12 protein-coding genes are annotated in these 16736 nt (G+C 43.7%); 3 read left to right on the top strand and 9 right to left on the bottom strand.

The window, feature by feature from the left end:
• Positions 1–3 precede the first annotated feature (3 nt).
• The 5 genes from WC407_RS03505 to guaA form a co-directional block, all read right to left on the bottom strand.
• Entirely contained in the window at positions 4–2136 is a 2133-nt protein-coding gene (locus tag WC407_RS03505) for an LPS-assembly protein LptD (RefSeq protein WP_373021174.1), read from the bottom strand.
• Positions 2129–2578 (bottom strand): RDD family protein, encoded by a 450-nt coding sequence (locus WC407_RS03500; RefSeq protein WP_373021173.1) that lies wholly within the window; start codon positions 2576–2578, stop codon positions 2129–2131. The genes WC407_RS03505 and WC407_RS03500 overlap by 8 nt, the downstream gene beginning before the upstream one ends.
• Positions 2578–3846 (bottom strand): phosphoribosylamine--glycine ligase, encoded by a 1269-nt coding sequence (gene purD / locus WC407_RS03495; protein ID WP_373021172.1) that lies wholly within the window; start codon positions 3844–3846, stop codon positions 2578–2580. The genes WC407_RS03500 and purD overlap by 1 nt, the downstream gene beginning before the upstream one ends.
• 283 nt (positions 3847–4129) lie before the next feature.
• Complete coding sequence (locus WC407_RS03490; protein WP_373021171.1) at positions 4130–4780, bottom strand: uroporphyrinogen-III synthase; 651 nt, start codon at positions 4778–4780, stop codon at positions 4130–4132.
• Between the two features lie 12 nt (positions 4781–4792).
• Positions 4793–6337 (bottom strand): glutamine-hydrolyzing GMP synthase, encoded by a 1545-nt coding sequence (guaA, locus tag WC407_RS03485; protein WP_373021170.1) that lies wholly within the window; start codon positions 6335–6337, stop codon positions 4793–4795.
• A gap of 118 nt (positions 6338–6455) precedes the next feature.
• On the opposite strand from guaA, the gene WC407_RS03480 reads away from it, so the two are divergent.
• Both WC407_RS03480 and WC407_RS03475 read left to right on the top strand, forming a co-directional pair.
• On the top strand, positions 6456–7820 hold the full coding sequence (locus WC407_RS03480) for a TIGR00341 family protein (RefSeq protein ID WP_373021169.1): 1365 nt from the start codon (positions 6456–6458) through the stop codon (positions 7818–7820).
• A gap of 24 nt (positions 7821–7844) precedes the next feature.
• Positions 7845–10400 carry a cation-translocating P-type ATPase gene (locus tag WC407_RS03475; protein WP_373021168.1) on the top strand — a complete coding sequence of 852 codons (2556 nt, stop codon included), beginning with the start codon at positions 7845–7847 and terminating at the stop codon, positions 10398–10400.
• Here WC407_RS03475 and WC407_RS03470 read toward each other — a convergent pair.
• Genes WC407_RS03470 through WC407_RS03455 form a run of 4 tightly spaced genes read right to left on the bottom strand, consistent with a single transcriptional unit; the run spans position 10397 to position 14824 of the window.
• Positions 10397–11890 carry a SulP family inorganic anion transporter gene (locus WC407_RS03470; protein ID WP_373021167.1) on the bottom strand — a complete coding sequence of 498 codons (1494 nt, stop codon included), beginning with the start codon at positions 11888–11890 and terminating at the stop codon, positions 10397–10399. The genes WC407_RS03475 and WC407_RS03470 overlap by 4 nt on opposite strands.
• A 35-nt stretch (positions 11891–11925) precedes the next feature.
• On the bottom strand, positions 11926–13257 hold the full coding sequence (gene nhaD, locus WC407_RS03465; RefSeq protein WP_373021166.1) for a sodium:proton antiporter NhaD: 1332 nt from the start codon (positions 13255–13257) through the stop codon (positions 11926–11928).
• A gap of 3 nt (positions 13258–13260) precedes the next feature.
• Positions 13261–14739: an L-aspartate oxidase gene (nadB, locus tag WC407_RS03460; RefSeq protein WP_373021165.1), complete on the bottom strand. Its 1479-nt coding sequence runs from the start codon at positions 14737–14739 to the stop codon at positions 13261–13263.
• The gene (locus WC407_RS03455; protein ID WP_373021164.1) at positions 14696–14824 is read right to left on the bottom strand and encodes a hypothetical protein; all 129 of its coding nucleotides are present in this window, start codon (positions 14822–14824) and stop codon (positions 14696–14698) included. Before WC407_RS03455 ends, nadB begins: the two co-directional genes overlap by 44 nt.
• A gap of 72 nt (positions 14825–14896) precedes the next feature.
• On the opposite strand from WC407_RS03455, the gene uvrC reads away from it, so the two are divergent.
• Complete coding sequence (uvrC, locus tag WC407_RS03450) at positions 14897–16705, top strand: excinuclease ABC subunit UvrC (RefSeq protein WP_373021163.1); 1809 nt, start codon at positions 14897–14899, stop codon at positions 16703–16705.
• The last annotated feature ends 31 nt before the right edge of the window (positions 16706–16736 follow it).

Here is a 16736-nt window from a genome sequence, read left to right as displayed (position 1 = left end):
CCTCTAATTATTCGTTAATTTTTCAATAAATGCAGATCCGCCAAGTGGCTTGAGAATGATTGTAACATAAATGTACGAGTCACTTATCGAACCATTAAGATTAGCATTGGTCACTATCGGAAGAATAGTCTGAACGTATTTTAATCCAAAATCAAGACATCGCGTCGAGTACAAAAATCCGACTTGAGCCCATTTAACTAAATCCGCTTTATAGTCATATGCCACGAGAGTAGAGAACTTTAAATTCGGATTGTACTGATACGTTGCATCAGCCGTCCAATAGCTGGTATAAACCGGGACGTTATTGAATAAAACATCCGTATAATAATGACCCAAATTGGCCGTTACAACTCCGCCATTATAGCGCACTGTATTTTGCTCTTTTGTAACACGGTCACGATCATGGTTAAAAGCAGTCTGATTGTAATAAGATACTGCACTTGATACCTGCCATTCCAGCTCGTTTTGAAGTTCTCCATACGAATTTCCCTGTTGGTCATGGCGGAAATTTTGGGACAATCTATCTGCTACTATCTGTTTTCCATCTTTGATGAGATAGTTGTTAAGTGCCAATGCTAACGTATCACTTGGCTCATTTAAAGAGTAAAAATCACATGCCGGGTTCGTACTTCCTGCCACACATGAACCGTGATAAGTTTTGTAATAGCCGCTATAAAGACGGCTTCCCGCATTGGAATAACTCACTTCCGGTGTAATAACATGGGTCACTGTTTCATAAGGATGAACTAGCGTTGAGCTTAACTTAAAAATATGGTCAAGCTGGGCATACATCCCTTTCTCATACGTACTTCCCACTTCGTCAGTTCGTTCATTTCCGTAAAATCCGATCATTCGGACAGAACTGTTCGCTGTATAACTCGCATCAATATAATCGTCAAAAAGTGATGTCTGCAACGTCAAAGGTACATTAAAGTCACTTTGAACTGCCCTTTTTCCGTCCGGACGGTAAAAGTTACTGACACTCATATCAGCGTTAACAAGGAGATGGTCACCTAAAAAATTTTCCAAATAACGATGATACTGCAGGGTAGGCAAGGTTTGTATGGTTTGTCTGTTGCTGGCTAAATTAAGATATTGATAATATTTCACATATGCACCGAAATAATTATCTTCATCGCTGTAGTAGCTATTCACACGAGACAAAACCTGATTGGCCATTATATTGTACATTTGATCCGTATGCTGAAGGTTGAGATAATCAACATCGCTCATCCCGCCACCGGAAATGTATAATCCTGATTGACCCTTTAAATTAAGTCCAAACCATTCATTTAAAAAAGCGCTGTTACGATAGTCAATATTGTACCCGTAGTGTTTATTAAAAGCCAAGTCGTGTTTCGCCACATAGTCACTCTGTTCTTTGAAATATCCTATCTTCACAGAACCTTTCGAATAAGGGCTATCGACAAATCGAAAATCGCCGTACATTCCTGTTCCTCGTGAGGTGCGAATCTGAGGACGAAGCTCCAAATCCCACCAATTTTGAGGCGCAATATAAATCGGCTGCAGATAATAAAATCCTTCTCCGCTTGAAAAACCGAAAGTTGGCATCAACAATCCGCTACGGCGCGTTGTATCCGTCGGATATCCAAAATACGGAAGATAAAAAACAGGGGCATCTTTGATATACAAACGGGCATTAAAAAGATTCACCCACTGTTTATCCGTATCGTAATTAGCACTGCTAAAACGGATTTTCCATAAAGGATCAACCGAGTTACACCCGGAAAGAGCTCCGCTTTTTAAATCAATCACATTGGCACAACTATCCGATTCTGTCGTACTCATCCATGCACTGCTATTTTGGTCAAACATATAAAGAGGTTCAGAGTGCCGAGTATCTGTCTCTAAGTTTAACTTGGTGTAGTTACTAATCGCATGATATTGCCCAGCTTGAAAGAGATTTACATTTCCACGCGCTTCCACAATGCTTGTATTCTGGTCATAAAAAAGTTCATCCGCATTCATAATTTTATCTTGATACATCATGATAGGTTGCCCTGAGGAATGAGCCTTTGAACCGTTTGCATCAACTTGCGTTCCAATAAGTTCTACCCGTTCTTCAGCTAACAAACATCCCGAAGCAACTACACTTATGAAAAAAAGTCTACGCATCTATCACCAACGTTTTTGCACTAAGGTCATGCCAGCTACGCCGATAAGGGTCCATCATCGCCCATGCAAATCCCAAGTAAAAAAGTACTTCACTCACGACTCGAAAAACGCTTCGGTTAAATGCACTTAAAAAACGAGGATGAGAGAGGGTTGCGATTTCAATAACACGGATTTTCATCACAATTTTACCTATGGTTGCCCCATACTGCATTGTAAAAAAGGTTTGGTAAGCAATTTTAATCGCCAGATATTCCAACAAAAAGCTATTGGTCAGATTCAGAACATCTTCGATCGTTTTAGTATGCTGCATTGAATCCCATAAAATGATCAACAATAAGGTCGAAATCAGTACCTCATCAATCCCGAATGCCGCTGCACGCTTACGTATCGATGCAAGTGAAAGGTGTTCGCGCATCAGAAGCGAGTCGAGTTTTTCATCCATTATCGAAGGGCTTGATACGCTATATCGGTGCGAAGTTTTTTCCCCGCGAAATGAACCTGTCCGCAGAGCATATAGGCACGATCTCTCGCTTCTTTAATACTGCTCCCGACCCCAACACATACCAATACACGACCGCCGGAAGCATAGAGTTTTCCCTCTTCTTCAATTACTCCGGCATACGCGATATGAGTATTTTGAGCAATCTCTTCATGATGAATTTCATCAACGATAATTTCGGCAGGCTCAGAATTGTCATAGGGGTAATTACGACTTGCCATCACCACGCCGACGGCATATTTATCGTGGAATTCGACATTGAGTGTATCGAGCTGTTTGGTTGCGGCTTTGTAAAATAGTTCACTCGCCGGTGTTTTTAGAAGCGGCATCAAAATTTCGCACTCCGGATCACCGAATCGGACATTGAATTCCAAGGTGATGGGTTCACCGTTGACAATCATCAGCCCAATAAAGAGAACCCCCTCAAACGGTGCCCCCTCTTCCTGCATCCCTCTAAGAGTAGGACGGACAATTCGATCTTTTACTTTTTCGTATATCACATCATCGACCAATGGAGTTGGTGCATAAGCTCCCATTCCACCGGTATTGGGACCTTCATCATTATCGAGGAGACGTTTGTGATCTTGTGCCGCCGGAAGAAGGATAAAATCTTTTCCGTCGCAGAGGGCAAACATTGAAAGTTCGTATCCGTCCAAAAATTCTTCAACGACAACGCGTTTACCTGCATCCCCGAACGATTTGCCGCTGAGCATCTCAGAGACGGCTATCTTGGCTTCCTCATGACTAGCGGCAATAATAACACCCTTGCCTGCACACAAACCGTCAGCCTTGACCACGATCGGAGCGGTTAATGACTCTATAAATTTAAATGCGTCTCCGATGTGATCGGTTTCGATGTAGCGAGCGGTAGGGATGTTGTATTTAGCCAAAAAGTTTTTCATATAGACTTTTGAGCCTTCAAGCTGCGCCGCCGCTTTGGATGGTCCGAAAATAACCAACCCTTTGGCTTTGAATACATCAACTATACCGTCGCTTAGCGGTCCTTCCGGTCCGACTATCGTTAAATCAATCGCGTTATCCACAGCAAACTGTGCAAGTTCTTTATAATCTTGAATGGCAACATTTTCACCGAGCATTGTCGTTGCACCGTTACCCGGCGCAAAATAAAGTTTCGATACCGCATTGTCTTGGGTTAAAACTCGTCCGATTGAAAACTCGCGTCCACCGCTACCGATTACCATTACTCGCATACGTTACCTTGTAGAAAATTTTTAATTGCCTTATCTGAAATCCGCAAACGTTTCTCAAATAAAATAAAAGGCCCGGGCGGGCGTTTCGCAGTAGCTTTGGTTCTTCAAAGCTGTAATTGCGCCACAACGAGCGTCTCTTCCGGCGGCAATCTCTCACGCGTTAGCATTCAAACGAGACCACCGACACACCGAAACGACTACAGTTGTGACTAGTTGTATATGTAGAACCCTCATAGTGCGATTACTCGCTCCACCCAGAATTAATAATTATAGCCCTAAAAGCTTAAAAGGGTGATGAAATCTTGGCTAATTCATACGCTTTCTCTACTACAGAAGCGATACTAGTCTCGGTACTTACATAAGATTCAACCCCTTTTGGTAGTGCATTTTGGGTTGTTTTTCCGATTACTACAATGGTTTGTGTCTCTACTAACTCATGATGGCGCATAAAACACGCTATAGATGAGGGGGATGTAAAAATTAAAACGGCATTTTTCGCAATGTGTTCTCCCTCAATTTCCTCATTGCACTCCGTCTCATAAAGTACCGCTTCATCGATATCGACACCGGCCAATGCGATCTCTTTGACCCAAGGGGTTGCAACAAGACTTGGTCGTAAATAAAGCCATCGATATTCTCGAAATTGTTCCAAAACAATCGGTATAACCCCATTACCATATCCATTTGCTACTCCGACAACATTACACCCTGCAGAGCGAAATATCTCAGCCGTTTGCTCGGATACAGCAATGATTGGAAGTTTTTTCCAACTTTGTGGATAAGGTTCTAGTGCCTTGAAAATTTGTTTTGAGGTGACAACAAGTCCATCATAGCGGTCAAAATGAATATCGGGGGTAAAAAAACGGGTTTTAAGGATAGGGATATGGTTAACCCCGGGATAAGGGGTTTTAGAGATGAGATAGATGGGGCGCAAGACGCGTGCCCTTTATTCCCACTCGATGGTTGCAGGCGGTTTGGAGCTGATATCATAGACAACACGGTTGATTCCGTTTACCTCATTGATAATACGACGGCTGATACGTTCAAGAAGGGTATGAGGAAGATGGGCAAACGTTGCCGTCATACCGTCCACCGCTTCGACGACACGGACACATACCGTATTGTCATAGGTGCGATTATCACCCATAACTCCAACCGATTTTACGTTAAGAAGAACTGCGAATGCCTGCCATGTTTTCGTATAATAGCCGCTCGCTTTTAGCTCATCAAGCAAAATAGCATCTGCCTCACGAAGAAGATTCAAATCCGGTTTGTTCACTTCACCCATGATACGAATACCAAGACCTGGACCTGGGAACGGATGGCGATTAACCAATCCATCCGGAAGCCCAAGTTCGAGTCCGAGTTTACGTACTTCGTCTTTAAAAAGATCACGTAACGGTTCAATCAACTCGAAATCCATCCAATCGGGTAGTCCCCCGACATTATGGTGCGATTTGATCGTAACCGATGGACCGTTGACCGAAACCGATTCAATAACGTCGGGATACAATGTCCCCTGCGCCAAAAATTTAATTCCATCGTGCTTTTTCGCTTCCGCTTCAAACACTTCGATGAACGTATGACCAATGATTTTGCGTTTGGTCTCAGGATCGGTCACACCTGCAAGTTTGCCCAAGAAGTTTTCGGATGCATCCGCAACAACAAGAGGAACTTTGAGGTGAACTTTGAAAATATTCTCAACCGATTCACGCTCCCCCTTACGAAGTAACCCGTTATCGACGAATACCGGAATCAACTGATTTCCAATTGCTTCATACAACAATGCGGCAACAACGGAAGAGTCAACTCCACCGCTGAGGGCACAGAGCACTTTGCCCTCGCCTACTTGCGCACGAATTTTAATGATTTGCTCTTTGAGGAAATGTCCCATATCCCACTTTTCAGTGATGCCGCAAATTTTGCGGGCAAAGTTACGGAGCATTAAATACCCCTCTTCGGAGTGGTTAACTTCTGGGTGATACTGCATCGCATAAATACGTCGAGTTTCGTCAGCAACTGCCGCATACGGAGAGTTCGCCGAATAGGCGATCGGGGTAAAACCTTCAGGAAGAATATCCACTTTGTCCGAATGGCTCATCCATACAGTCCGCTCATCTTCACAATTATCAAATAACGGAGAATTTTTCGTCATATCGATGGTCAGTTCCGCTTTGCCGTATTCGTGATGATCGCTTCGGATAACCGAGCCGCCGAAATCGACAGCAATACGCTGCATACCGTAACAAATACCCAGCACAGGAATACCAAGAGTATAGACCCCTTGATCGACTTCGTAGGCATCTTTATTATAAACGGATGAAGGACCGCCACTGAGGATAATCCCTTTAGGATTTTTCGCTTTGATCGCGTCGATTTTAGTGTGGTACGGGAGCACTTCACAATAAACTTTATCTTCGCGCAAACGGCGAGCGATCAGCTGAGTGTACTGAGAACCGAAATCAAGGACGATAATATTGACATCTTTCACGGATAAGCCTTTAAGTGCAAGATTGGATAGCTTTAAATGTAAAAGGATACTCTAAACTTGTTTAAGATTTAATACATAAGCTATAGATAAATACGAATCCGCATAAGGAACTGTCGTAATGATCAATATTCAGGAACATCGTTTTTGGTTGAATGCCAAGGAGATAATGCGCGAACGTTTAAGCCTCACCCATGACAAAGCTAATGATAACCTCATCGATGAGCGGATACGTGGCGATGTTCAAATGCAAGGGAGCAATCTTTGGATTTTGATGTTTGCCATTCTTGTCGCATCGATCGGTCTAAATGTCAATTCGACTGCCGTTATCATCGGTGCAATGTTGATCTCCCCACTCATGGGACCGATTATGGGAATCGGGTACGGTGCCGGGATTAATGATTTTGCTTTGATTCGCAGCGCGTTTAAAAATCTGGCAATTGCAACGCTTATCGGACTTCTCACCTCCACCCTTTATTTTTTAATCTCCCCTCTCGATACGGTGCAATCAGAATTATTATCCCGTACTACACCGACGGTGTGGGATGTATTGATCGGATTCTTTGGCGGATTTGCCGGAATCGTTGCCGTTACTCGTAAAGAAAAGACCAATGTTATCCCAGGGGTTGCCATCGCGACAGCACTAATGCCACCTTTATGTACTGCTGGATTTGGGTTAGCCACGGGGCATTGGAACTACTTCTTTGGAGCCTTTTATCTTTATACCATCAACTTTGTCTTTATTGCTCTCGCTTCATTTTTAATTGTTCGTATATTCAATGTGAGTGAAAAAAAATATATTGACCCGGAAATTGCAAAACGTACACAACGATACATTGCTATCGTTGTTATTCTAATGGTTCTTCCCAGCTCCTATCTGGCATATCAGCTTGTCGGAAATGAAGTATTTAAGGCCAAAGCGACCAATTTTATAAATGAACAACTCAAATTTAAAGGCACCGATGTTGCTCAGGTAAGAATTGATCCAAAAACCCATACAATCAAAGTTTTTTTGATCGGGGATCACGTTTCCCAAGATAACCTGAATAAGACAAGGGAACACCTCATAGATACTGGATTGAAAAATACTCAGCTCGTAATCTACCAAAACGGTGAGAACGAAGAGGTCGATGTAACAACGCTTAAGGCCGAAATCATTGCTGATCTATATCAAAACACTAAAGCCGATTTGGAAATTAAGGTGAAAGAAGTTGCAAAGCTCCGAGAACAGATTCGTCTGCTCTCAAGCGGCCGTGAATACTATACGGCCATTCCCAACGAGCTGGAAACACTTTTTCCGAAAGTTAAAGATGTTATTCTTTCTCGAAGCTATGATCCGGCCGCTGTTGAACACAACCTCAGCGTTAATCGCCTGATTCTTAATGCAAATGCACAAAAACAACTTACCGCCAATGAGCGTCAAAAAATCGAAGCGTGGCTGAAAATGAGAACGAAATCGGATAATGTGAAACTGATTGTTCGTTAATTTGTTTAAGGAGAAAAATACATCATGGTAGAATCAGCAGAAGCTCCTCATTCAAAATCACCTGAAGAGCTCTACCTTTTACTTCACAGTTCCCCCTCAGGGATTGAAGCTACTTCAGTGCTAAGCCGCCAGCGTCTCTATGGACGTAATCTTTTAACAGATGAACAACGCTCATTCTTAGCGATTTTTATAAGCCAGTTTAAGAGTCCTATCGTCGCGATCCTAATTGCAGCGGCACTGTTATCTTTGGCGATGGGACACACTACTGACAGTATGATTATCATAGGAATATTGGTAATTAATAGCCTGCTTGGATTTTTTCAGGAATTCAGAGCTGAAACATCGATACGTGCCCTTAAAAAGCTGACTGAAACCCATGTACGTGTCCTGCGGATGGGAATAGAAGCGCTAATCCCCTCAGATGAACTAGTCCCTGGAGACCTGGTATTTTTAGGGGAAGGTGATCTTGTTTCAGCCGATATCAGGCTCATCGAATCGCATGGATTACAGGTAGATGAGGCAATGCTTACAGGAGAATCAATCCCAAGTAACAAACAGTCTCTCCAAATACTTCCCATGGAAGCTCTTCCGTATGAAAGAAGCAATATGCTCTTCTCTGGGACTCACATACTTAAAGGTATAGCTACTGGTATTGTCACTGCAATAGGCGAAAAAACCTATTTGGCATCTATCGCTAAAAGTGCACAGGAACAATCCCCGCATTCACCTCTTACCCGTTCCTTGGCCATTTTTTCAAAACGGTTGATTGTCCTTTTAATCGGGATTTTGATTTTTGTGGGGATTGTCGGGCTCTTACAGGGGCGAAGCGCCGAAGAGATGGCTTCAATCTTGATTGCAGAGCTTGTTTCAGCCGTTCCTGAGGGACTTCCCATCGTCGTAACCCTCATTTTGGCATTGGGTGCATACCGTCTTAGCCGCCACAAAGTGCTCGTACGACATCTGCCTAGCGTGGAATCATTGGGAAGCGCTTCGGTGATTGCTACGGATAAAACAGGGACGATCACCGAGGGATTTCTATCGGTCTCTCAGATAGAAGCGCTGGATGAAGATGGCTTAAAAATGTGCGCCGCTTTGTGCAACGATGCTACCGAAATACGCGGGGATTCGCTTGATATGGCATTGGCACAATGGGTAGGATCCGATTATCCTTTATTTCGTGAACGCAATCCCCGTATATTTTATCATCCTTTTGATCCGCAACTTCGCTTGATGGCCACCGTAAATAAAAACAGTAACATGGAGCATCTCTATATCAAAGGAGCTTACGAAGCGCTCAAAGAGATAGCTCTCAATACACCCGAAGAATTGGAAAAACTCAACAATGCACATGATACGATGGCCTTGCAGGGACTGCGGGTTTTGGCTTTTGGAATCAGTGATGGAAAGTGGGAAGATCCAAAAATATGGAAAACACGGATTGTCGGACTGATCGGGTTTGCCGATGCGGCAAAAAAAGGCGCTGCAGAGGCTGTCCGCCAAGCTAAAAAAGCAGGGATACGGGTTATTATGATAACCGGAGATAATGCGATAACCGCACAAGTCATCGCCAAAGATGTTGGAGTATGGAAGAAGGGAGATAGCGTTCTAAACGGAATAGAAATCATAACGATGGACGATGAACAGCTGCATCATGCGCTAAAAGCGTCTACCGTAGTCGCACGCGCCCTCCCTGAACATAAATACCGAATCGTCAAACTTCTCCAAGCAACGGGCGAGATTGTGGCGGTCACGGGAGATGGAGTCAATGACGTTCCCGCACTCAAAGCAGCTGATTTGGGGATCGCCATGGGAAGCGGGAGTGAAGCCGCAAAATCGACGGCAAAAATGGTGATTACCGATAATAATCTGAACGTCATCGTCGATGCGATAAGGCAGGGAAGAATCATCACCGCTAACTTGCGAAAAGTCATTTTTTATCTCGTTGCCACCTGTTTCGATGAAATTATTGTGATTACCGGAGCCCTCATCATGGGGCTTCCCCTCCCGATTCATCCTACACAGATTTTATGGATCAACATTGTGACCGACGGCGTCACCGATAAAACCTTTCCGATGTGCCGCGAAGAAGGGGATGTGATGAAAAATAGACCGCGACGACTCGAAACACAGTTTTTTGACCGTTGGCAGATGGCACGAATCGGCTGGGTTTCGCTGGTGAATGCATCGGTGACATTGGCGGTTTTTATCCATCTTCTCAACAGCGGACACAGCTATGACGTTGCCCTCACCGTCTCCTTTTGTATTATTGTCACCGCACAGTGGGTTAACGGTATCCTTGCCCAAAAAGAGGAAGAACCATTTTTTCACAATATCCGAACCAGTCTGACCATCAATCCGTGGATTTGGGTCGGCTTGAGCGTCGGTATCGTATTACAATCCATCGCTTTATATGTCGTACCTCATTGGTTCCATGCGACTCCTCCGACTCTGGAAATGCTCGGGTATATCGGCAGTGCTACAGCAATCGTTTTTATACTGATCGAAAGTTACAAATGGGGAGAGTGGAGATTAAAGAGATCTTTACGTGTCTCAAGGATAACCAACATCAATGAGGGTTAATGCCCGCCCATCACCTTCTCAATCTCTTCAGGCTTGTCATGCACCCCGAAACGGTCGATAATCGTTTGAGTCGCTTCATTATGCCCGATCACTTCGACCTCTTTACCCATTTTACGCAATTTAATCACCGATTTATCGAGAGCATATACGGCTGAAACATCCCAAAAGTGGGCACGGGTTACGTCGATGACGACATGTTTGACATCTTCTTTGTAGTCGAACGCATCCGCGAAACGGTCGGCCGAGTTGAAGAAAATCTGACCGACAAATTTATAGATACGGATATCACTCGTCTCTTCATACGATTTGTCCCAGTACATAAAGTGACTGATTTTGTTAGCAAAGAAAAGAGACGCAAGGAGCACCCCCGTTAAAACACCGAGGGCGAGGTTATGCGTTCCTACAACAACGATCACGGTGGAGAGCATCACAATATTGGTTGTAAGCGGCAAGGTTTTTAGCCCCTTGATTGATCCCCAGTTAAATGTCCCGATAGAGACCATAATCATAACCGCTACGAGTGCCGCCATTGGGATAATTTTAATTAAATCGGACATAAATACGACCATAATAAGGAGCAAAATTCCTGCCGTAAACGTTGAAAGACGACCGCGACCACCTGATTTGATGTTAATAACCGATTGACCGATCATTGCGCATCCTGCCATCCCTCCGATACATCCTGCGGCGATATTAGCGATCCCCTGCCCTTTGGCCTCACGGTTTTTGTCACTATCCGTATCGGTCATATCATCGATGATGGTGGCAGTCATAAACGACTCAAGCAATCCCACCGCCGCCAATGCAGCTGAGTAGGGAAAAATAATCTTGAGTGTCTCCAGATTCAACGGTACTTCAGGCCACAAAAAGATCGGCAAGGTATCGGGCATAGCTCCCATATCACCGACGGTACGAACATCAATCCCCATACCGACGGTCACGACAGTCAATACCACAATCGTCACCAAGGGAGATGGGATCAATTTTCCAATCTTGGGAAGATAAGGAAACAGATAGATAATCGCCAAACCTGCTGCCGTCAAAGCATACACATGCCACGTAACATCAGTCAGTTCAGGCAGCTGTGCCATAAAGATTAAAATCGCCAAAGCATTCACAAATCCGATCACAACATGACGCGCAACGAAGCTCATCAAAGAGCCAAGTTTTAAATATCCGGCAATAATCTGCAATACCCCTGTCAAAATCGTTGCAGCGAGCAAATACTGTAATCCGTGATCTTTAACCAGCGTTACCATGAGCAATGCCATCGCTCCCGTCGCTGCCGAGATCATCCCGGCACGACCTCCGACAAACGCGATGACCACAGCGATACAAAAAGCGGCATAAATCCCTATTTTTGGATCAACTCCTGCGATAATCGAAAAGGCAATCGCTTCAGGAATGAGGGCTAGGGCAACAACGATACCGGCAAGAATATCCCCTCGGATATTGCCGAACCACTCTTGTTTGGTTGATAATAGTAACAATAAATACCCTCAAATAGATTATTTTGACACGTAGTCTAGTAAAACTCTAAAACCGTAAACTGGAAATACCACACACACAAAGAGACAATATATCCGACCAGCACTGTCCATGCGAACTTCATGTGAGATGAAAAGGTATAGATTCCGTGCATTTTCCCCATTACTCCGACCCCCGCCGCACTTCCAAAGCTGATCAATGATCCGCCAATCCCTGCAGTCATTGTCACAAGCATCCATTGCGCTTGATCGATAGCCGGATTTGCTTTGAGAACTGCTGACATGACCGGCACATTATCGACAATGGCAGATAAAAATCCTATTCCGATGTTGACTATGGTTGGATTGAATATTTCATACAATTTCGCTGCATATTCCAAAAATCCAATAAAGTGTAATGCTCCCACTGCGGCCAAAATACCGAAGAAAAATAGTAATGTATTATTCTCAATCTTGCTCATTGATTGAAAAATACTGACGTCTTGGTTATATTTTTTCTTCAAAAAATACATATAAATTTGTAAAATCGATAATCCAAAAAGCATGCCCCACATCGGTGGCAGATGCATTACTTGTTTTCCGATAACCGCCAATGCGATCGTGAGGGCACCGAAAGCAATGATGACTCGTCCTCCTTTGAGGATTTTAATTTTTCCCGCCGCTTCGGGATCACCCTCTTTATTCGGATCCAAATCGGGAACATACCGACTCAAAAGATACGCCGTTACCACCCATCCCATAAAAGCCGCCGGGAAAAGATACAAAAACTCACTGAACGCCCCTTTTTCAGCTGCCCATACCATTAGTGTCGTAATATCACCGAACGGACTCCACGCTCCTCCGGCATTTGCCGCCACAACAACGTTGATCGCACTTGGAACCAAAAACTTTTTATTTTTGTCATCTATTGTCAATAAAACAGTTGAGAGGATTAATGCCGTTGTCAGATTATCGGCTACTGGAGAGATGAAAAATGCCAATAAACCTGTGATCCAAAACAGCTCCCGATAGCTGTAACCTTTGGCAATCAATTTCGCCCGTAAAGCACTGAAAACTCCACGCTCGATCAATGCTTCGATATAGGTCATCGCGACAAACAAAAAGAAAAATATTTCGGCAATTTCCAAAATTAAATGGTCGATTGCTTGTTCAAACGGAGCGAAATCGGCACCGATCCAAGCATAATAAAACCCGATCAACACAAACATAAACGTTCCGACAAAAAGGGCAGGTTTGGCTTTATCAATGTGATATTTTTCTTCCATCGCGATAAAGTAATATCCCACAATAAAAATGGCTAATAGAAACCATCCAAAAGGATGTGTTACAAAATCAATTGCCGTATGCTCTGCTGCTATTTGGGCGGTCATTTTCTAAATACCTTGCGTAATATAATGGACACCCAGCGGTTCGGTTCTCTTTAAAGCGGATTCAACAATAGATCGGGCACAAAGCAAACGTAACCGAAGTAATCTTCCTACGTCATCCTGCATCATCGCATTAATTGCGTCCAAAGCCTCCTTTAATCCTTCCGGAGTACGGACAATCGACACATGATCCCACATGATATGGCGTAGGGCATCTTTTTTCTCTTTGTCCCCCTCAACCTCTAACACTTCCGTTGAAAGTTCAAATGTTCTTTCACACCTTTTAATTGCTGTTTTTTGGATGGATTCTACTGCTTTAAGGGCGAATACAAGCCCCTCCAAGAGCGAATTACTGGCAAGACGGTTCGCTCCGTGTACGCCGGTACACGCAGCTTCACCGGCAACATAAAGCCCTTCAATTCCGGGGACATGTGCATCCAAATCGCTTTTGATTCCCCCAATAGCATAATGAAATGCCGGCGAGATAGGGACACGCTCTTTGGGCAGATGAAACCCAAGCTCGTTCAGAGATTTATAGATATTTGGGAAACGATCTTTAAAATAATCAACTTCAAAATCCTCGCACGAGAGATAGACCTGTTTCGATGTCCGTTTTTTATACTCAAAAATAGCACGACTCACAATATCTCTCGGAGCCAATTCGCCTCGTGCATCGTATTCAAATAAAAACCGGTAACCGTGTTCATCCACAACATGCGCCCCTTCACCGCGAAGTGCCTCCGTAAGGAGAAGTTTACGAGCAAACGTATTCGCTACAAATACCGTCGGGTGAAACTGCATCATCTCCATTGATTCGAGTTCAATCCCTTTTTCGATACAAATCCCGTGAATATCTCCACTGATCGTCGAGGCATTGGTATGATATTCAAACAGCGATCCGACACCGCCGCTGGCGATAATGACATTATCCGCATAGATAAGACGCCGTTTCCCCTCTGCAATCACCTCTACGCCGCAACATTGAGCGTTTTCAATTAATAAATCGCTTACCGTTGCATCACTTAACATCGGATGGGGATTTTGAGTCAGCAAAAAATAGTGCAAATGACGCCCCGTTGCATCACCGCCTGCATGTAAAATCCGGCTACGAGAATGGGCGGCTTCTCTCGTATAAAGAAGATTTCCTTCCTCATCGGAGTCGAATAAAAATCCGCGCGCTATCAAATCACGAATCACCCCTTGAGAGTTTTGACTCATGAGCTTTACCGCATTCTTATCACACAATCCGGCACCGGCATCAATCGTATCACTAATGTGTAACGAAATATCCGCATCGTTGTACGCCGTTGTCACTCCCCCTTGGGCATAATAGGTATTACACTCCCAGGGATGTGATTTATTGATAACCAATACTTTTTTGGTTTTAGGAAGATTTAGGGCTGCATACAATCCTGCAATCCCCGAACCAATTATGACAACATCATAACGCAACGGAAGAGCCTTCGACCTTGGTCGGTTTTTCATAATACGGAGGTGCTTTATAGCCGCATCCACTCATACTAATCATTACTGCAGCACTCATTAAAGCCATTATTAGCACTCTTGCCATTTTTTCCCCTGTCACGTTTTCATTGGGGATGTTATAATAGCTACCATAAATTATTGATTAAGTGCAGATTATATGATTGAACACATTCGCTCTTTACCGCAACAAGCCGGAATATATCAGTACCTCGATGCAAAAGGGAGAATCCTCTACATCGGCAAAGCCAAAAACCTCTCCAAACGGGTTAAAAGCTATTTTAACCTTACCCCATCTCTAAGCCCGAAACCGACCCTTTCGTTACGTATTCAAAAAATGCTCTCCGAAACGGTTGCCCTACACACCATTATCGTAGAAAATGAACACGATGCTCTGATTTTAGAAAACTCCCTGATCAAACAGCTCAAGCCCAAATACAATATTCTCCTGCGAGATGATAAAACCTACCCCTATCTGTACGTTGACATGGACGAAAAATATCCCCGTTTTGAACTGACGCGCAAAATTATAAAAGGAAAGGCAATCCGCTATTTCGGTCCCTATTCCAGCGGCGCACGCGACATCCTCGATTCACTGTACGAATTACTGACACTGGTACAAAAGAAGAGTTGTTTACATTCCAAAAAAGCGTGTCTGTATTATCAGATGAATCAATGCCTTGCTCCGTGTGAGTTTGATGTTGCACGTGAAAAATACCTCGAATTCGTGACACAGGGGATAGGATTCATTAACAATAAAAAGCTCCTTATCCGTACCTTGGAAAAAAAGATGGAGGAGTACAGCGAACATCTTAGATTCGAAGAGGCTTTGGTGCTACGGGATCGGATTGAACGGATCGGAAAAAGTGAACTCAAATCCCAAATTGATCTTGCATCCACTGAAGCATTTGATATTTTTGCGATTGCCACCGATGAGAGCCGAGGATGTGTTGTCCGAATTTTTATTCGAGAAGGTAAAATTGTCTCGGGCACACACGATTTTTTTACCCTTAACGATACATTTTCACAGGATGAAGCTTACGAACGTGCACTTATGGGATTTTACGGTACTCAGAAACCACCCATTGTAGCCCCGATTTTAGTCGCCCACCCGTTTGAATCACGTGAATGGATTCAAGAACATCTTACCCTCTTGTTTGAGAAAAAAAGTTCCATTGATATTCCGCAAAAAGGGAAGAAAAAAGAGCTTGTCGAATTGGCATTGGCTAATGCGCGTGAATTATTACGTACACCGAAACCGTATAATGAGACTCTTTTAGAAAATATCAAAACCCTTTGCCAACTCCAATCTCTCCCTTCCCGAATCGAAGTATTCGACAACTCACATCATGGAGGTTCCGCTACCGTTGGAGCAATGGTTGTCTATGACAACGGTTCCTTTGATAAAACATCTTACCGTACCTATCATCTGCATGAGAAAGATGAATACGGTCAAATGAGAGAGATGCTCACTCGACGCATTAATGCATTTGAATCAAATCCTCCTCCTGATTTGTGGATCCTTGACGGTGGCGAAACATTACGTTCCCTAGCCCTTGATCTTCTCGCTTCCAATGGCGTAAATATGGAGGTTATCGCCATCAGTAAAGAAAAAATCGATGCTAAATCGCACCGCGCCAAAGGTGCGGCACGAGATATCCTCCATACCGATCAGGAAACTTTGCGATTGGAAAGCAGCGATAAACGGCTGCAGTGGTTTCAACTTTTACGTGACGAAGCACACCGAAGTGCCATTACGTTTCACAAAAAAAGTAAAATCAAACTCGACCAACACTCCAAACTCTTACATATAGACGGTATCACAACACCCAAGATTCATAAACTTCTCGACTACTTCGGAACATTTGAAGCAATTGCACACAGTGATTTTGAGACGCTTCGGGATCTTATCGGGACAAAAGATGCGAAAAATATCCAAAATTTTTATACTAATGGGGAATCTAAGTAATCTTTTATAGAGTTTATGCCATATTCCACTG

Source organism: Sulfuricurvum sp., assembly GCF_041651515.1.
GTDB lineage: Bacteria > Campylobacterota > Campylobacteria > Campylobacterales > Sulfurimonadaceae > Sulfuricurvum.
Note: the sequence above shows the minus strand (reverse complement) of the source record. Positions and strands in the feature narration are given on the sequence as shown.